This window comes from Anoxybacillus sp. ST4 (assembly GCF_019448545.1).
GTDB classification, from domain to species: Bacteria; Bacillota; Bacilli; order Bacillales; family Anoxybacillaceae; genus Anoxybacillus; species Anoxybacillus pushchinoensis.
Window position 1 is genome coordinate 124,066 of sequence record NZ_JAHZOE010000001.1, and the last position, 18,986, is coordinate 143,051.

Below are 18,986 nucleotides of genomic sequence, written 5' to 3' on the forward strand. Positions count from 1 at the left end.
TCAAGATGTGCGTGAGAAGGAGCTGAACATTCGTTTAAATAATTCCCACATGTTTGCTTCTTCTACTTGCTCTTTCGCCACTAAAGGACTTTTCGCAATCACCGAACCGTCTTTTTTAATGATGAGCGTGCCAAGCACATCTCCTTTTTTCACCGGTGCTTTCACTTTTTCGTTTAATTTCCATGCCGCTTTTATTGCCTCAGACTTTTCCCCTTTTTTCAATAAAACAGAAAGCGGTTCAGACGTCACAACGGCGACTGATCGTTTCTTTCCTTTGCTGACAGGAAGCGTCGTAATCGTTTCCCCTTTTTTATAAAGCGGTTTCGTCTCATAATGGCTAAACGCATAATCTAACATTTTTGTAATTTGCGCATTTCTCGCCTTCGGTGTTGGCGCCCCAAAAACGACGGCAATGACGCGCATATTGCCTTTTTTCGCTGTCGCGGTTAGACAGTATTTTGCTTCGCTCGTATAACCTGTTTTCAACCCGTCAACACCCGGATAAAATTTGACAAGTCGATTCGTATTGACGAGCCAAAATTTTTTATCTGTATGTTGCCTCAAGTAGTCTTCGTACGTACCTGTGTACTTTGTAATTAAATCGTATTTTAATAACTCTTTTGCCATAACCGCCATATCGTAAGCCGTGCTATAATGATTTTTTGCTGGTAAACCGGTCGTATTTTCAAATGTTGTATGTTTTAGACCAAGTTGCCTCGCTTTCTCGTTCATCATATGAACAAATGCTTCTTCTGATCCCGCAATGCGCTCTGCTAGTGCGACGGATGCATCATTGCCCGATCCGATCGCCACACCTTTAAGTAAATCGTCTACTGTCATTTCTTCCCCAGGCTCTAGAAAAATTTGCGATCCACCCATCGATGCGGCATATTCACTCGCCCGCACTCGCTCGTCTAGCTTCAACTTTCCTTGATCAATAGCCTCCATAATGAGAAGCATTGTCATAATTTTCGTCATACTCGCTGGTGGAAGCGGCTCATGGGCATTTTTTTCATACAAAACAGCCCCTGTGTCTCTCTCAATTAAAATTGCTGATCGCGCCTCAGGTGCTAATTCAATTTTCGGCTGCTCCGCGCGCACAACGACGCTTGGAAGAAAAAGAAACGCGATAGCAAACACGCAAAAAAATCGCTTCATCTCCAACCCTCCATTTCTTTATACTTGCCATCCTTTCCATTTTTTATTTTTTTATACATAAAAAAACCTGAAGGAATGAATCCTTCAGGTTACGAAATTTTATCGTAAATTAATGTTGGTGCTTGCACAGGAGTTGCTGAGATGCGAATGTTTTCATATAGTTTTTGTTTTACATCATCCACTTGTTCACGGTTGCTGTAAATTGTAACGAGCGATTCACCTTTTTTCACCGCATCGCCAACTTTTTTGCGAAGCACGAGACCGACAGCTAAATCGATCGTTGATTCTTTCGTCGCCCGCCCTGCACCAAGCCACATCGCTGCCGTTCCGACCGCATCCGCGACAATTTCGGATACGTATCCATCTTCTTTCGCTTCTAGTTCAATAATATATTTTGCTTGCGGCAATTTGCTCGGATCATCAACAACAGATGCGTCGCCGCCTTGCGCAGCTAAAAACGTCTTAAACGTTTCAAGTGCGGAGCCGTCTTTCATCGCTCGTTCTAACATATGGCGAGCTTCTTCAAGCGAAGATGCTTTTTCAGCTAAATATACCATATGGCTTCCAAGCACTAAGCAAAGTTCTTGTAAATCTTCCGGTCCTTCACCTTTTAACGTATCGATTGCCTCTTTTACTTCAAGGGCATTTCCGATCGCATAGCCGAGCGGTTGGCTCATATCAGAAATGATCGCCATCGTTTTTCGACCGACGCGATTTCCGATATCGACCATCGCTTTCGCCAACGCTTTTGCATCATTTAAATCTTTCATAAATGCGCCTGCGCCCGTTTTCACATCAAGCACGATCGCATCAGCACCAGCAGCAATTTTTTTACTCATAATTGATGAAGCGATGAGCGGAATGCTGTTGACCGTTGCCGTCACATCACGAAGCGCATACAACTTTTTGTCCGCTGGCGTCAAATTACCAGACTGACCGACAACGGCAATTTTATTTTTATTCACAAGATCGATAAATTCATCGTTCGTAATTTCAACGTGAAAACCTGGCACCGATTCTAGTTTATCGATCGTTCCACCCGTATGTCCAAGGCCGCGCCCCGACATTTTCGCAACCGGAACACCGACAGAAGCAACGAGCGGTCCAAGCACTAACGTTGTCGTGTCGCCCACACCACCTGTGGAATGTTTATCCACTTTTACTCCTTCAATTTTTGAAAGGTCGATCGTATCGCCTGAATGCACCATCGCCATCGTTAATTCAGCTGTTTCTTCTTCGTTCATGCCGCGGAAGAAAATTGCCATCGCCAACGCGCTCATTTGATAATCAGGAATGTCACCTTTTGTGTACCCTTCAATGATAAACTGAATTTCTTCTTTCGTTAATGTATGACCGTCTCTTTTTTTCTCAATTAAATCGACCATTCTCATTGTGTTCACCTTCTCGTTCAGTTTTTAGCCATGCGGCGCACGATCGCTTTTACAAATCGCAAAAAGTCGGCTTTTACTTTTTCCGTCGTTTCGATCACTTCATCATGCGTAAGCGGCTGATCTAAAATGCCGGCCGCCATGTTAGAGATGCAAGAAATACCGAGCACTTCCACCCCAGCATGGCGCGCAACAATGACTTCAGGCACAGTAGACATTCCGACCGCATCGCCACCCATCATGCGGATCATGCGAATTTCAGCTGGTGTTTCATAGGCTGGACCCGTATTAGCAACATACACTCCTTCACGCACGCGTAAGCCAATCTCGTTCGCGACATCTTTTGCCAGCTGGCGAAGTCGTTTACTGTACGCTTCGGTCATATCTGGGAAGCGTACGCCAAGCGACGAATCGTTTGGACCGATGAGCGGATTGCCACCCATGTTGTTAATATGATCTGAAATAATCATTAAATCGCCCGGTTCGAACGACTCATTTACCCCACCTGCCGCGTTCGTAACAACGAGCTGTTCGACGCCGAGTGCCTTCATGACACGGACCGGAAACGTCACCTTATCAAAGCTGTACCCTTCGTAGTAATGGAAACGCCCTTGCATGACGACAACCGTTGCGCCTTCTAACTGACCGTATACGAGTTGGCCTGCATGTCCTTCGACTGTCGATACAGGGAAATTCGGAATGTCACTGTAAGGAATTTTGATTGCTTGTTCGATCTCGTCTGCTAACACACCTAAACCGGAGCCAAGAATTAAGCCGATTTGTGGTGGATTCGGAAACTTTTCTTTTAAAAATTGTGCCGCTTGTTCAATTGCTGCTCGATTCATATGTTCACGCTCCTTATTTTAAATCACGTAAAAAGCTTGTTCCATGTGCTGGCATCGCCACGCCAAAGTTTTCCGCAATCGTTGCACCGACATCTGCGAACGTCTCGCGAAGCGGAAGTTGTTTTCCCCCGTCCATGCTCGGGCTATAAACGAGGAGAGGGACGTATTCGCGCGTATGATCTGTTCCATGATGTACAGGATCATTGCCGTGGTCAGCTGTAATAATTAATAAATCATCATCTTTTAAACGCTCAAACACTTCAGGTAAACGGGCATCAAATTGTTCTAACGCATCCCCATATCCTTTCGGGTCGCGGCGATGTCCATATAGCGCATCAAAATCAACGAGATTAAGGAAGCTTAGCCCTGTAAAATCCATTTGTAACGTATCGACTAATTTGTCCATCCCGTCCATATTTGATTTTGTGCGCAACGTCTGAGTTACACCTTCATTGTCATAAATATCAGCAATTTTACCGATGGCAATCACGTCGTAACCTGCATCTTGCAGCTCGTTCATGACAGTTCGCCCAAACGGCTTTAACGCATAATCATGACGATTCGCTGTTCGTTGGAAATTGCCCGGTGTGCCGATGAATGGACGCGCGATCACGCGACCGACCATATATTTTTCATCAAGCGTCAATTCTCGCGCAATTTTGCAAATGCGATATAGCTCTTCTAGCGGAATGACTTCTTCATGTGCTGCAATTTGTAAAACGGAATCAGCGGACGTATATACGATTAACGCGCCTGTTTCCATATGTTCTGGACCAAGCTCATCAATGATCGCCGTTCCACTCGCCGGTTTATTTCCGATCACTTTTCTTCCCGTCCGTTTTTCCAACTCTTCAATTAATTCTTGTGGAAATCCATCTGGGAACACTTGAAATGGCGTATCAATACGAAGCCCCATGAGCTCCCAATGTCCTGTCATCGTATCTTTTCCTGCGGACGCTTCTTGCATTTTCGTGTAATAAGCAAGCGGTTTTTCCGCTTTTGGGATACCTTCAATTTCGCGAATGTTACTTAAACCTAGTTTCGCCATATTCGGCATGTTTAAGCCACCGCGATGTTGTGCGATATGTCCGAGCGTATCTGCCCCTTTATCGTTATATTTTTCAGCATCTGGCGCCTCGCCAATCCCGACCGAGTCCATTACGATTAAAAATACACGTTTATATGTAGGCTTCACGATTGTACCTCCTCAGTTGCTTCATTCGCTTCATAGCATGCCCACTATAAAGCAAAATCACGCGTCGTTCGAATTTGTCAGAAGTCTGACAACTAAATTATAAAACGTTTTCATAATGAATTGCAATAAAAAAAACTGTGACAAATCATCGTCACAGTTTTATGCGCGTGGATGAAACTGCTTGTACACATCTTTTAAGCGCGTTTTCGTTACATGCGTATAAATTTGCGTTGTCGAAATATCAGCATGCCCAAGCATTTCTTGTACCGCACGCAAGTCCGCTCCATTTTCTAGTAAATGCGTAGCAAACGAATGACGTAGCGTATGGGGGGTTAACGGTTTTTGAATGTTCGCTTCACGAGCAAGTCGCTTTAAAATTTTCCAGCATCCTTGTCTCGTTAGCCGCTCACCATGGTGGTTTAAAAACAATGCGTCCGTCGTCCCTCTTTTTTTACTCAACAGCTTCGGACGTCCCTTTTCCATATACTGTTTTAATGCTTCTGTCGCCATTTTTCCGATCGGAACAATTCGCTCTTTCCGCCCTTTTCCGTAACAGCGAATGAACCCCATCGTTAAATGAACGTCGGATACGTCTAATTGAATGAGTTCGCTCACACGAATGCCTGTCGCGTATAACAATTCCAACATCGCTTTATCCCGAATGCTAAACGGGGTGTTTTGCTTCGGTGCATCCAATAGCGCTTCGACTTCTGCCATCGATAGCACGTTCGGTAATGTTCTCGGCAACTGAGGTGTTTCAATGTGAACAGTCGGATCTTGGTCAGCCGCTTTTTCACGTAACAAAAATTGATGGAAAGAGCGCACAGACGCAAGATGGCGTGCAATCGTTTTTGGCGAACTTCCTTTTTCTTTTAGAAACTTTAAAAATTGCATAATATGAAAACGAGTTATATTGTTCCAACTGCTTTGTTGTTCAACTTGTTGTAAATATTGAACGTATTTTTTTAAATCCCGCTCATACGACACGATCGTGTTATGAGCTAAATTTCGTTCTACAATTAAATAGTGAATAAAATCTTTTACTTGGTCTTCCACGCTCATCCTACTCCCCGTTTTGATAGAAAAACAATAGCCGATCAAGCCAATGTGTTTCTTGTCGTTCAGTCGTCGACACTTTTACAGCCGACCCCATAGGCTCATCGTAACGACGATAATAGTTGTATTCTTCGCTCATCCATACAATACTATAATAAAATAAAATCGTACATCCCGTAAATAAAAGAAACACTTTTAACACATCGACGATTCTTTTCATCGCATACCTCCGCTAACTGTCATATAGTAAGAGGATATGCCCGTTTCATCGCATTTTATACATAAATGAAAAAACCTTTTCATAGACGAAAAGGTTTTACTATGCCTCATGCTTATCTTGGCAACGATGGCAAATACCGTGAAACGTTAGACGATGGTCTTTAATTTTAAAATTCCAATCACGCTCTACAATGGCTTCGACATCTTCTAATAAATCTTCTTGAATTTCATCAACCGCTCCGCATTCAATACATACTAAATGGTGATGAAAATGCGCCGCACCTTCTTTGCGAAGATCGTAGCGGGAAACGCCATCCCCGAAGTTAATTTTATCGACAATTTTTAACTCTGTTAATAACTCCAACGTGCGATATACGGTAGCTAGACCAATTTCAGGCGCTTTTTCTTTCACGAGGAGGTAAACATCTTCCGCGCTTAAATGATCTTCTTCATGTTCAAGCAACACACGCACCGTCGCTTCACGTTGCGGCGTTAATTTATAACTGGCTGCATGCAATTGTTTTTTTATTCGTTCAAGCCGACTTTCCATTTTCATTCCCTCCCTCGTTACTCATTCTCATTATAACAAAAGAAAGGAACGTGTCAAAATAAAATGATTATAAATTGATAAATAAAATGATTATTAAATAATAATTATTTTTCTATTAATTGAACAACTTCTTTCATAAGTAACGGGGAAACGTATGCTTCGACCGATGAGGCAAATGCTAAAGCGATGCTGAACGATAGCATAATAAACGTATAGCGAAGCATCGCTCGGAAAATTGGTTCATGTGTTCGCTTCACAAATTGATGGCGAATCATTTTTAAAGAAAACGAAATAGATACAGCAGCCATCATAATAAAAATAGGAACGAGAATGATATTTTGTGGAACGACAGATACGAAAGCCAATAAAAATCCGTGCCATCCCATTTGATTGACTAAAAAGCCGACGGTAAACCCGATGACAAGCCCTTTTAAAAACAATAAAATTAAAATGAGTGGCAAGCCGACGAGCGACATCGCCAAAATCCACATTAACCCGATATATTTTACGTTTTGTAAAAAGCTTTCTTTCCACGCATCATGCGCACTCGCCATATTGCCCGCGGAAACTTGTCCAAAAAAATTCGTTAAGTAATAGTATAAATCTTCTTTTTGATTAAAGCTTAAGCTATTGACGACGATGGCACCAAAAATGATTCCCATAATAAAAAGAACGACGGTGAATACATATGTCGTATAATGTTCTTGTACGTGTTGCCCCCACAAATTTATCCACGATCGCTTTCTCATCGCTCCATCCCCCTACATGTCCTGTTAATCTCATTGTATGGGACAATGGAAAGCGATATGACAAAAAGCGGTCACGCAGACCGCTTTTACATATACAATTGCCAGTATAACAGAGCGTAAATCGTTTTTGCATCGTAAATTTGCTTTTCTTTCACCATGTTTAATGCTTCTTCTAACGTGACCTCGAGCACATCAACAAACTCGTCATCATCAAGCATTTGCTTTTCACTTTTTTTCGTTAGTCCTTTAGCAAGAAATATATGTACTAGTTCATCTGCAAATCCTGGAGAAGTGTAAAAAGAGTGGAGCGGCTCCATCGTTTCACATACATACCCCGTCTCTTCTTCTAATTCACGCCTTGCTGTTTCAAGCGGCGCTTCTCCTTTTTCTAGCTTCCCTGCTGGAATTTCAACAAGCACTCGTTCTAACGCTTTTCGGTATTGGCGCACGAGCACCATTTTATTTTCTTTTGTGATCGCTATAACCGCAACCGCTCCAGGATGTTTCACAATTTCGCGCTTGCTCGTTTCCCCATTTGGCAACAACACATCTTCCACATACATATCAATCACTTTTCCAGAAAAAATACACGCTCGATTCATCGTTTTTTCATATAAATGATCCATTGTTTCACCACCATATTCATCATCTCATATTGATTGTACTACATGCTTAAAGACAAATGGTAAACTTATTCGTTATAATTTAATGAAAAAGAGGGGTGAATAGCATGAACAAACGAAAACTTGGGCATTCAAACATATATGTGAGCGAAATTGGCTTCGGCTGCATGTCGCTTGGCACTTCAGAAAATGAGGCCATTCGTATCATTCATGAAGCGATGGATAAAGGTGTCAACTACTTTGATACAGCCGATTTATATGATCGCGGGTTGAATGAAGAAATTGTTGGTAAAGCATTAAAGGGAAAGCGACATGATGTCGTCATTGCGACGAAAGTAGGGAACCGCTGGACGGAACAAGGGAACGGTTGGACGTGGGACCCGTCAAAAACATACATTAAAGAAGCTGTGAAACATAGCTTGCGACGGTTACAAACCGATTATATTGATGTATACCAATTACACGGTGGAACGATTGATGACCCGATCGATGAAACGATTGAAGCGTTTGAAGAATTGCAACAGGAAGGCATTATTCGTTATTATGGCATTTCCTCTATGCGTCCAAATGTCATTCGCGAATACGTCAAACGATCGCGCATCGTTTCCGTTATGATGCCGTATAGTTTGCTCGATCGCCGTGCTGAAGAATGGTTCCCACTTTTAAAACAACATCACATTAGCGTCATTGCACGGGGACCGCTCGCTAAAGGGCTATTAACTGAACGATCGATTGATCAAGTAAGCGACGAAACGAAACAAAACGGATATGCGGATTATTCGTTTGCTGAATTAATGGCGCTTATTCCAAAACTAAAAGCCGTTGCACCGAACGAAACGCTCACTGCGATCGCTCTCCGTTTTTGTTTAGCTCATGACGTCGTTGCGACAGTCGTTCCCGGCGCAAGCCGATTATCACAACTGATCGAAAACGTCGCTGCCCAATCGGTGACATTAAGCGATGAACAAATGACTGCACTAAAGCAACTAACAAAACAAACGATTTTCACCGCTCATCGGTAACCGAGGTTTTCCCCTCGGTTACTTAAATTTTCGCCAATCTAAATCACTTTCTTCTAACCATTCTGCAAACGTTTTATTTTTTTCACGTTTGCGCGCCTCCTCTTTCCGCTTTGCCTCCTCTTCTTCTTTTCGTTTTTGTTCTTCTTCTAGTAGTTCCTTTTGTTTTTGTTTTAACTGCTCAATCAGTTGCTCATTTAATCGATCTTTTAGCATAAACATCTCCTTCTTTCTCCAAACTAATCATGACTAAAACGTAAAGGAGTGAACTTTTATGGCAAAAAATAAAAGCCAAAAAGGAAAGCCGACAGCTGATACCGTCCGTCCTATCATAGCAAAAGAGGAGTTGGAAAAAGCCATTCACCCGACAAAACGGCAAAACTCCCCGCAATAAGCAGGAGGGCATCTCGCCCTCTTTATAAAATATCAGTAATATTTGGCATATGTTGTTCAATCCAAGCAAGCGCCTCATCTAACTGAACGAACGATTGTGTTTCAAATGTCATTTCATCTTGCAGCAACCAGACGTCGCGCTCATCATTTGAAAATCCCGCAACAGACCAATGAAGCAAGCTATATGGGTGGTTATTGTACAAAAACGACACCCACGTTTTTTCCTTTGCTATTTTCCGAAGACGATTTACTTGATCGTTCACAACTATCACTCTTTCTCTCATCATTTGCACGTACGCCTTTATTTTAACTCAATATAGTGAAATAAGAAAAGAGATCTCGAAAAAGAGACCTCTTTCCGTCTTATTGCTGCTTCGGCATGCGACGACGATAAACGACGTAACTGCGGCTCAAATAACGAAACGGCATGCTAAATATGTGAACTAATCGTGTAAACGGCCAAACGATAAAAATACATAAAGCTGAAACGATATGAATTTTAAACCAAATCGGCACACTTTCCATATACGTCGGATCGGCACGGAACGTTAAAACGGTACGAAACCATGGACTGATCGTTGTACGATAATCAAATCCATTAGCATTCACATTCAGCGATGTAGAAGCGAAGCCCGTCAACATGACAATCGCTAATAAAATTAAAACGAGCCAATCCGCTTTACTGGTTGTTAAACGAATGCGCTTGATCGTTAAGCGCCGTTGAATTAAAATGGCTAAACCGATAATAGCAACAATTCCTGCAGGGAGACCAAATGCAATCGCCATCGTATGGTACATATGCTTGGAAACGCCTATCGCATCATAAAACGCTTTCGGAATAAGAATGCCCATCACATGACCGATGAAAACGAAAATGATCCCCCAATGAAACAAAATGCTTCCGAGCCGCAACGATCGTTTTTCAAGAAATTCGCTCGATTTTGTCGTCCACCCGAACTGATCGTGCTGATAACGATAAATATGTCCTCCGATAAAGATGGTTAAAACGATGTAAGGGAAGTATCCCCAAAGAAATTGTTCGAGCATTACGACACGCTCCCTTCTGCCAGTTTACGCACACCAATTTCTTCAAGTGCCATGAGCAGTACATCAAATAAAATGGCGTAGTAACTTTCAGCCGCAATTAATTGCTCACGAATATGAGAAATATGATTAAAATATTTTTGCATGAGCGGTTGGACATACGTACGCTCTGCTTGAGATGCGAATTCAAGCATGAGCGGTAAATAGTCTGGCAATTCCTGCTCTGTTACGTCAAACCCTGCTGATTTGTATAATTGCTTCAATTGTAACAGCTCAATTCCTCGCTCTCTCTGTTCCCCTGTACTCATATATGTGACATATAAATTTGTTTTTTTGCCAAAATCAAACGTATACACATACGTTTCAATCCACGTCATTTCATCCGTTTGTTTCACATAGTCAATAAATTTTTGTATGTTTTGAACGATTGGACGATGCGGAATATGTTGACTAAACGTCGCACAATCATCTAGTTGTTTCCGCCATTGCCGATCTGGGTACGATAACAAATACGAAACGATTTCAAACACCGTTTGTACGTGAGCATAATCCATTTACATCCTCTCCCTTATGACGAAATCGTGCCACACGAACCTGGTCCGCCCATGAAAGATAATCCACATGTACCTTGCTCCGCATATAATTCAGCAACTTGTTCGCGATGCGATGCTGGAATAACAAAGCGGTCGTTGTATTTTGCAATCGCCAATAAACGATACATTTCTTCGATATCTTTCCCGGTTAGTCCTAACGATTGAACCATCTGTTCATTCGGTTGTTTATTCGTTTGAAGCGCACGCATGTATAAACGCATCGCAGCCATTTTTTTCAGCACTGTACGAATATGTGCTTGGTCGCCAGCTGTTAATAAGTTAGCTAAATATTCAATTGGAATGCGCATATCATCAATTGCTGGGAAAATGTCGTATTCACTTGCTCGACTTCCTTTTCCTTCAATCATATTTGTAATTGGACTTAATGGAGGAATGTACCATACCATCGGCAATGTTCGATATTCAGGATGTAGCGGTAAAGCAATTTTCCAATCCACGATCATTTTATAAATAGGTGATTGCTGCGCCGCTTCAATCCACGCTTGCGGAATGCCTTCTTCTTTTGCCTTTGCAATCACTTCTGGATCATGCGGATCTAAGAAAATCGATAACTGCGCCTCGTATAAGTCTTTTTCGTTCGTGACGCTTGCCGCTTCTTTTACCCGATCAGCATCATATAACATCACGCCGAGATAGCGTACGCGACCAACACACGTTTCTGAACAAATCGTTGGTAATCCCGCCTCCAAACGTGGAAAACATAGTGTACATTTCTCTGCTTTGCTTGTTTGCCAGTTAAAATACACTTTTTTGTACGGACAGCTCGATACACAATATCGCCAAGCACGACAAGCATTTTGGTCAACAAGGACAATACCGTCCTCCTCACGTTTATACATCGCGCCAGATGGACAACTAGATACGCATGGAGGATTTACGCAATGCTCACATAGGCGCGGCAAATACATCATAAATACTTGTTCAAACTCAGCTTGAATCGACTGTTCCATTTTCACTACGTTTGGATCTTCTAACGCTGTAGCGTGGGCACCAGCTAAATCGTCTTCCCAGTTTGGTCCCCATTTGAGCTCCATAAATTCACCAGTTAATGCTGATTTTGGCCGCGCAACTGGCTGATGTTTTTTTTCAGGGCTATTTGTTAGTGTCTCGTAATCGTAATTCCACGGCTCATAATAATCATCAATCGTCGGTAAGTTAGGGTTATAAAATAAGTTGAGTAACCGATTTACTTTCGAGCCAGATTTCAATTGTAGTTCACCGTTTTTTAGTTCCCAACCACCTTTATATTTTTCTTGATCTTCCCATTTCTTTGGATATCCGATGCCAGGTTTCGTTTCTACGTTGTTAAAATACATATATTCGGCACCTGGACGATTCGTCCAGGTGTTTTTGCATGTAACGCTGCACGTATGGCAGCCAATGCATTTATCTAAGTTCATGACCATACCAATTTGCGCTTTAATCTTCAAGCCAATCGACCTCCTTCAACTTGCGGATAATGACGTTCAAGTCGCGTTGGTTTCCTGTCGGTCCATAATAGTTGAATCCGTAACTTAATTGTGCATAGCCACCAATCATATGCGTCGGTTTGACATGAATACGCGTCGGGCTATTATGCGTACCGCCACGGTTGTTCGTTAACTTTGATCCTGGTACGTTAATGTGGCGATCTTGTGCGTGATGCATGAATGCAATTCCTCTAGGAAGACGGTGAGAAACGACCGCACGCGCAACAACAACACCGTTTCGGTTGAAACATTCAATCCAATCGTTATCTTGAATACCTGCTTCCTCGGCATCTTCTTTGCTTAACCAAATCGTTGGTCCACCACGGAACAACGTTAACATCGGTTGCGAATCAAAATACATGCTATGGACGGACCATTTATTATGCGGTGTTAAATAATTGAGCGTAATTTCTTTTCCCTCAACATCTGGGCGATTTTTTTGGAACGGTTTATGTTGCAAAATTGGTTTAAACGTTGCCATCGTTTCACCGAACTCTTGCATTAGTTCATGATCAACGTAAAAGGATTGACGCCCTGTTAATGTCCGCCAAGGAATGAGGCGCTCGACATTCGTTGTAAACGGTGAATAGCGACGTCCACCTTTTTCCGATCCGCTAAATGCTGGCGACGTAATAACTGTTTTTGGTTGTGCTGTAATTTGTTCAAATGTAAAACATTCTTCTTCCCGCTCTGCCGCTAAATCTTTTAGCTGTAAACTCGTTTTCTTTTCAAGGGATTCCCAAGCTTTCACCGCAACATGACCATTTGTTGTCGATGAAAGTGTTAAGATGGCTTCAGCTACTTTTTTTGCATCACTTATATCTGGACAACCTTTCGCGACCGAGGAATGTTGCACCGTTCCTAACACGCGTTTTAACTTTTCGTATTCTTCTTCTACTGACCATGTCATCCCTTTTACACCGAAAGGCGCTTTTACCACATTCGGACCGAGCGCTGTCATTTTTTCAAATATTTTTGTATAATCGCGCTCAACGACATGAATTTGTGGCATCGTTTTTCCTGGAATTGGTTCACATTCCCCTTTACTCCAGTCTTTAATTTTTCCGAACGGTTGTGCTAACTCTTGTGGCGTATCGTGAAGAATCGGCGTTGCCACAACCTCTTTTACCGGTGTCATCCCTATTTCTTCCGCTACTTGTGACACCGCCTTCGCAAGCGATTTGAAAATTTCCCAGTCTGAACGTGCTTCCCATGGTACAGCAATTGCTGGATTAAACGGATGTACAAATGGATGCATATCTGTACTGCTCAAATCATGTTTTTCGTACCATGTCGCAGCAGGTAACACAACGTCAGAATATAGGGCTGTACCAGCCATTCGAAAATCAAGGTTAATAAGCAAGTCTAACTTTCCTTCTGGCGCTTCTTCACGCCATTGAATTTCTTTAGGGCGAATACTATCTTTGTCATCATTCATTAATCCGTGCGATGTGCCAAGCAAATGTTTTAAAAAGTATTCGTGCCCTTTTCCGGAGCTTGAAATTAAGTTGGCACGCCAAACGATTAAGTTACGCGGGAAGTTTTTCTCGTTGTCCGGGTCTTCAATCGCAAAACGCAACTTCTTCTCTTTTAATTGGTTTGCTACGTATGTGCCAATGTCTTCAATTGTTTCCGCTCCTGATGCCAAAGCTTCGTTATACAAATCAATTCCGTTTCGCTCAAACGTTGGATATGAAGGGAGCCAACCTAAACGCGCCGCAAGGACGTTATAATCGGCATAATGTTGGTAACGCGCCTCTTTAACAAGCGGTGAGACGAGTTGCCCAACCGGCGTATCCTCATACCGCCATTGATCCGTTGCAAAATAATAAAATGATGTGCCGTTTTGCAGTTTTGGTGGAGCCTGCCAATCTCGTGCCATCGCAATCGTTTGCCAACCTTCTACCGGACGCAATTTTTCTTGACCAACATAATGCGCCCAACCACCCCCGTTTACTCCTTGTGCACCAACGAATAAAACGAGGTTTAAGACGGCACGATAAATCGTATCTGAGTTAAACCAATGGTTAATCCCTGCGCCAACGATAATCATTGAGCGACCTTTTGTATCGATTGCATTTTGAGCGAACTCGCGCGCAATTTGAATAACGAGATCGCGCTTCACACCTGTGATGTTTTCTTGCCATGCTGGCGTAAACGGAATAAGGTCATCGTATGTTTTCGCTACTTCACCACCGATCCCACGATCAACCCCATAGTTAGCAAGCACTAAATCATATACGGTCGTGACGTATAATTCTTCATGCTCCGTTTGTACGCGTTTTACAGGCACAGCACGTTTTAAAATTTTGTTTCCATCATGAGAAAAATACGGAATTTGTATAGTTACAACCTCGTCTTCTATGCCTAACATCGTCAGTCGCGGCTCGATCGCTTCCTCTGTTTCTTCGTCTACCATGTTTAAGTTCCATTTTCCTTTGTTTTCCCAGCGTGAACCAATTGTTCCATTCGGAATCGCAAAATCATTTGTTCGTTCATTCCAAAGCGCTGGTTTCCATTCCCCATTTGTCGTGTTCCGTCCAATATCAGACGCGTGTAGGAAACGATCAGCAACAAATTGCCCATCTTCTTTCTTTTTCAACGTAACTAAAAATGGAAAATCTGTGTATGTTTTTGCATAGTTTGTAAAGTATTGTACTTGTCTATCTACATAAAACTCTTTTAAAATAACATGCCCCATCGCCATCGCTAAAGCGCCGTCTGTCCCTTGTTTAACGCTCAACCATTCATCCGCTAGCTTCGTCGATTCAGCAAAGTCTGGACTAATCGAGACGACTTTTGTTCCTTTGTATCGAACCTCTGCTAAAAAGTGAGCGTCTGGAGTACGCGTCATTGGAACGTTTGATCCCCATGTCATAATGTAACCAGCGTTATACCAGTCGCTACTTTCTGGAACGTCTGTTTGATCTCCCCAAATTTGTGGTGAAGCTGGTGGCAAGTCAGCGTACCAATCATAAAAGCTTAAAATCGGTCCACCCATCAATGACATAAAGCGTGCACCTGCTGCATGGCTAACCATCGACATTGCGGGAATTGGAGAAAAACCAACGTTTCGATCTGGACCATATTTCATGACTGTATAAAGTAAAGAGGTGGCAACAAGTTTTAATACTTCATCCCACTCCGCACGAACAAATCCACCTTTTCCACGCGCCTGCTTATAACGCTTTGCTTTCTCCGGGTTTTCAACGATGCTTTTCCAAGCATCAATCGGATTTTTATGTTGCTGCAATGCTTCACGCCACATATTTAACAACACGCCACGAACGTACGGGTACTTCACGCGAAGCGGGCTATAAATATACCAAGAAAAACTTGCCCCACGCGGACAGCCCCGCGGTTCAAAATCGGGCATATCCGGTCCTGTTGTTGGATAGTCGAGTTTTTGACCTTCCCATGTGACGATACCGTCTTTCACATAAATATTCCAACTACATGAACCTGTACAGTTTACGCCATGTGTTGAGCGTACGACCTTGTCATGTTGCCATCTTCTACGATATATTTGCTCCCAATCGCGATCTTGATATGTGACTTCACTATGCGCATCTGCATGACGTTCAATCGGTTTCACGTAGTTCAATCGTTTGAACAACGGTGACTTCTTTTTCACATCGCTCACTCCTCTTCGTATGAAATCCTTCTATCTCCACTATAAACGGGAACATCACAAATAAATGTGAGGTACCTCACATGTTTTTTAATTGTCACAAATATGTCGAAATATTAGAAAAGCGCCCCCATCCCATTAAGTGAAGATGGGAAAAACTGAAAAAGACTAATCCGTCATGGATTAGCCTTCGATCTCATTTATTCTTTTTGCTAATTGTTCTTTTTCTTCGACTGATAATAACTTTTCAGCCATTGGAAAAAGCACTTGTTCTTCTTTCGTAAAGTGATCGGTTAAAATCATATAGGCGTTGATTACGTAAGAAGCTAGTTGCTTTGCTTCTTTTTCGCAAATCGTTTCAGTTTTTTGTAAAAATGTCGCAATATTTCTTTTCGCTTCTTGATGTTCGTACTCCATGACTGCAATCGGACCGAATTGTTTTCCAATGTAGCGTTCCATCATCGGAAATAATATATCTTCTTCCCGACGTGAATGCGGATCAAGTTGTTGTAAAAATTGCTGTACATGTTCGCGCAAACGAATAAGCGCTTGAACAACATCTTGTTCTTTACCATCGTAAATGCTTTTTGCTTCAACAAAAAGAGCATACTTTTGTTCGTTTAATGGGACGTGCTCTTCTTTTAATCGTTGCAATGGCGGACATAATGAAATCGGCTCACTTCCAATGAGACTGCAAGGTGAAAACTCCATCGTCATCCCTCTTTTCTTCGCATGCTTAATGGTTACACAATCATTGTATAAAAAAGATGTATGTTTTCGTGTGATGCACGTCACACGTATAATGAAAAAAATGAATGTTTATTGACTATTCAATGTTGCAATATGAAGCTGGACATCCTTCACAGTTAATCTGCTTTTTTAAATAGTCTAAGCTATGAATAATAATTTTTCTTCCTTTGAAGGAAATGATTCCTTTACTTTTTAACGTATTTAATTCCCGATTGACGCTCTCACGCGATGTCGAACTAAAATTCGCTAAATCTTGGTGTGTAACTGGAACGTCTAATAAAATGCCTTCTTTTGTCTGAATGCCGTAACTATTTGCCATACGGATGAGCGTCGAATATAATGCCCCTTTTTTTCCATATAAAACAAGATCACGGAATTTTGTATGTTGCTTACGAAAGTGATCGGTCATCATTTTCAAAAACTCGACAGCAAACTCTGGATTAGCGAGCAGTTCTTTTTCAATATCCTCATTTTTTATCGCTAGCACTTCACTATCTTCTAGCGCACGACCGTTAAATAAATATCTACCGTTGTCTGAAAAAATCATGAGTTCCCCGATCACCGCGTTTGGACCGCATAGCCGTAAACACAACTCTTTTCCATCCCCGGAAAATTTACTAATTTGAAATTTACCAGATAAGACGACGAAAAAGTTTTCACCTATTTGCCCCTCTTGAAACAAAAACATACCTTTTTTCACTTTGATCGTCTTATAAGCTAACGTTTTGAGTTGTTCAAAATTTTTCTTACTAATAAACTGAGACATACGTCTCCCTCCCTTTTAGGAGAAATATTTTTGATATAACGAACGGGCGAATGTCACATCTTTCGTTCCGTGTATAAGCATGCGACCATCAGCAAATAAAACAACACGATGTCCCTCTAATTGCGTTATCAACAAATATTCGTTTCCTTGTACGTGTTGACCGCTCGCTCTCATTTGCTCCATCATTTTAGTTATATGAAATGGGTGCACATGGCGAATCTGTACTGTATCTCGTCCACATAAGACGGACATTTTCGCCTTTTCGCTTTGCAAAGCTGGATATGTGCGATTGCTCCCACAAGACGGACAATGTTCGGTTTTTAATTGATCCACTCGTAAAAATCGATGTTCGTTTCGCCAAACGTCAAACATAACGAGCGAACGTCGGACCGCTGCAACATCCCCAACTAATATTTTTAACGCTTCCGCTGTTTGATAAGAGGCGACCATTTGTACAGCAGGAGAGACAATACCAATATTATCACAAGTGAAGTGATAAGAAGGCAAATGATTGATGAAACAACGAAAACACGCCGTTTGCTCTGGTATGATTGTAAACGAAAGGCCGTAGCTCCCGACACAAGCACCGTATATCCATGGAATGCGATATTTTTGTGATAAATCATTTAATAAAAAGCGCGTTTCGAAATTATCTGTTCCATCAATTATGATGTCAATCTGTTGCTCAAACAGAGAAGCAAATGATTCATCTTGTACGTCCATAACGAGCGCTTCCACATGGACGTCACGATTTACTGAAGAAAGACGACGTTTAGCAGCAATCGCCTTTGGCCACCCTTTTTCAGCATCTTCTTCACTATATAACGTTTGCCGCTGTAAATTCGTCCAATCGACATAATCGCGATCAACGATTGTCAGTCGCCCGACGCCTGCACGCACTAACATATCTGCATTCGCCGAACCGAGCGCTCCTGCCCCAACAACGAGAACATGTTTATGTCGAATCGTTTGTTGTCCTTCTTCACCAATTGGCGAAAATAATATTTGTCGCGAATATCGCTCCATTACAATCCCTCTTATCTTTTAAAAGTTCCGCTCTTTCCACCCGTTTTTTCCACTACGTACGTTGGACCAATGACAATTCCTTTATCAATAGCTTTACACATGTCATAAATTGTTAGCGCACAAACGGAAGCAGCTGTTAATGCCTCCATTTCTACTCCCGTACTTCCCTTTGTTTTAACAAATGCTTCAATTTGCAACTCATAGTTTGCTTCTTTCATTTGCCAAGTAAACGAAATGTCGACCCCTGTTAAAGAGAGAGGATGACACATCGGAATCAAGTCAGCCGTGCGTTTTGCCGCCATAATGCCTGCCACTTGGGCAACGGCGAGTACGTCCCCTTTTTTGACTTCTGAACGTGCAATTTTTTCATACACTTCTTTCGAAACGATGACACGAGATACCGCTCGAGCCGTTCGCATCGTTTCCTCCTTCTCAGAAATGTCAACCATTTTTGCCCGACCTTGTTCGTTAAAATGCGTAAACGTTCCCAT

The 18,986-nt window shown here is 42.1% G+C and carries 20 protein-coding genes; 1 reads left to right on the plus strand and 19 read right to left on the minus strand.

What is annotated here, in order from left to right; translation table 11 throughout:
* From K1I44_RS00740 to K1I44_RS00780, 9 genes are all read right to left on the minus strand, one after another.
* Positions 1 to 1,158 carry a D-alanyl-D-alanine carboxypeptidase family protein gene (locus K1I44_RS00740; protein WP_219984978.1) on the minus strand — a complete coding sequence of 386 codons (1,158 nt, stop codon included), beginning with the start codon at positions 1,156 to 1,158 and terminating at the stop codon, positions 1 to 3.
* Positions 1,159 to 1,247: 89 nt separating this feature from the next.
* Positions 1,248 to 2,549, minus strand: a complete 1,302-nt coding sequence (locus K1I44_RS00745) for a pyrimidine-nucleoside phosphorylase (protein ID WP_091703524.1) — start codon at positions 2,547 to 2,549, stop codon at positions 1,248 to 1,250.
* 17 nt (positions 2,550 to 2,566) lie between these two features.
* Positions 2,567 to 3,391 carry a purine-nucleoside phosphorylase gene (locus K1I44_RS00750; protein WP_219984979.1) on the minus strand — a complete coding sequence of 275 codons (825 nt, stop codon included), beginning with the start codon at positions 3,389 to 3,391 and terminating at the stop codon, positions 2,567 to 2,569.
* A 13-nt stretch (positions 3,392 to 3,404) separates the two neighbouring features.
* A complete protein-coding gene (gene deoB / locus K1I44_RS00755; RefSeq protein ID WP_219984980.1) occupies positions 3,405 to 4,586 on the minus strand; it encodes a phosphopentomutase in 1,182 nt (393 codons plus the stop codon).
* A 159-nt stretch (positions 4,587 to 4,745) separates the two neighbouring features.
* On the minus strand, positions 4,746 to 5,642 hold the full coding sequence (gene xerD, locus K1I44_RS00760) for a site-specific tyrosine recombinase XerD (protein ID WP_003394347.1): 897 nt from the start codon (positions 5,640 to 5,642) through the stop codon (positions 4,746 to 4,748).
* Positions 5,643 to 5,649: 7 nt separating this feature from the next.
* Entirely contained in the window at positions 5,650 to 5,862 is a 213-nt protein-coding gene (locus K1I44_RS00765; RefSeq protein ID WP_003394345.1) for a YqzK family protein, read from the minus strand.
* A gap of 99 nt (positions 5,863 to 5,961) precedes the next feature.
* Positions 5,962 to 6,411 carry a ferric iron uptake transcriptional regulator gene (fur, locus tag K1I44_RS00770; protein WP_003394343.1) on the minus strand — a complete coding sequence of 150 codons (450 nt, stop codon included), beginning with the start codon at positions 6,409 to 6,411 and terminating at the stop codon, positions 5,962 to 5,964.
* 104 nt (positions 6,412 to 6,515) lie between these two features.
* Complete coding sequence (gene spoIIM / locus K1I44_RS00775; RefSeq protein WP_003394340.1) at positions 6,516 to 7,160, minus strand: stage II sporulation protein M; 645 nt, start codon at positions 7,158 to 7,160, stop codon at positions 6,516 to 6,518.
* An 86-nt stretch (positions 7,161 to 7,246) separates the two neighbouring features.
* Positions 7,247 to 7,786 carry an NUDIX hydrolase gene (locus K1I44_RS00780; protein ID WP_219984981.1) on the minus strand — a complete coding sequence of 180 codons (540 nt, stop codon included), beginning with the start codon at positions 7,784 to 7,786 and terminating at the stop codon, positions 7,247 to 7,249.
* Positions 7,787 to 7,890: 104 nt separating this feature from the next.
* On the opposite strand from K1I44_RS00780, the gene K1I44_RS00785 reads away from it, so the two are divergent.
* Positions 7,891 to 8,805 (plus strand): aldo/keto reductase, encoded by a 915-nt coding sequence (locus K1I44_RS00785; protein WP_003394336.1) that lies wholly within the window; start codon positions 7,891 to 7,893, stop codon positions 8,803 to 8,805.
* A gap of 18 nt (positions 8,806 to 8,823) precedes the next feature.
* Here the strand turns inward: K1I44_RS00785 and K1I44_RS00790 are convergent, their stop codons facing one another.
* From K1I44_RS00790 to moaC, 10 genes are all read right to left on the minus strand, one after another.
* Positions 8,824 to 9,024, minus strand: coding sequence for a YqkE family protein (locus tag K1I44_RS00790; protein WP_035044611.1), 201 nt, complete (start codon positions 9,022 to 9,024; stop codon positions 8,824 to 8,826).
* 194 nt (positions 9,025 to 9,218) lie between these two features.
* Entirely contained in the window at positions 9,219 to 9,458 is a 240-nt protein-coding gene (locus K1I44_RS00795; protein ID WP_219984982.1) for a YqkC family protein, read from the minus strand.
* 100 nt (positions 9,459 to 9,558) lie between these two features.
* Positions 9,559 to 10,242, minus strand: a complete 684-nt coding sequence (gene narI, locus K1I44_RS00800) for a respiratory nitrate reductase subunit gamma (protein WP_219984983.1) — start codon at positions 10,240 to 10,242, stop codon at positions 9,559 to 9,561.
* Entirely contained in the window at positions 10,242 to 10,793 is a 552-nt protein-coding gene (gene narJ / locus K1I44_RS00805) for a nitrate reductase molybdenum cofactor assembly chaperone (RefSeq protein ID WP_003394326.1), read from the minus strand. Before narJ ends, narI begins: the two co-directional genes overlap by 1 nt.
* A gap of 14 nt (positions 10,794 to 10,807) precedes the next feature.
* The gene (narH, locus tag K1I44_RS00810; protein WP_003394324.1) at positions 10,808 to 12,283 is read right to left on the minus strand and encodes a nitrate reductase subunit beta; all 1,476 of its coding nucleotides are present in this window, start codon (positions 12,281 to 12,283) and stop codon (positions 10,808 to 10,810) included.
* Positions 12,273 to 15,956: a nitrate reductase subunit alpha gene (locus tag K1I44_RS00815; RefSeq protein ID WP_003394321.1), complete on the minus strand. Its 3,684-nt coding sequence runs from the start codon at positions 15,954 to 15,956 to the stop codon at positions 12,273 to 12,275. The genes narH and K1I44_RS00815 overlap by 11 nt, the downstream gene beginning before the upstream one ends.
* Positions 15,957 to 16,136: 180 nt before the next feature.
* The gene (locus K1I44_RS00820) at positions 16,137 to 16,664 is read right to left on the minus strand and encodes a hemerythrin domain-containing protein (protein WP_003394319.1); all 528 of its coding nucleotides are present in this window, start codon (positions 16,662 to 16,664) and stop codon (positions 16,137 to 16,139) included.
* Between the two features lie 115 nt (positions 16,665 to 16,779).
* Complete coding sequence (locus K1I44_RS00825; RefSeq protein ID WP_003394317.1) at positions 16,780 to 17,469, minus strand: Crp/Fnr family transcriptional regulator; 690 nt, start codon at positions 17,467 to 17,469, stop codon at positions 16,780 to 16,782.
* Between the two features lie 15 nt (positions 17,470 to 17,484).
* On the minus strand, positions 17,485 to 18,495 hold the full coding sequence (locus tag K1I44_RS00830) for a ThiF family adenylyltransferase (RefSeq protein ID WP_219984984.1): 1,011 nt from the start codon (positions 18,493 to 18,495) through the stop codon (positions 17,485 to 17,487).
* 11 nt (positions 18,496 to 18,506) lie between these two features.
* Positions 18,507 to 18,986 (minus strand): cyclic pyranopterin monophosphate synthase MoaC, encoded by a 480-nt coding sequence (moaC, locus tag K1I44_RS00835; RefSeq protein ID WP_003394312.1) that lies wholly within the window; start codon positions 18,984 to 18,986, stop codon positions 18,507 to 18,509.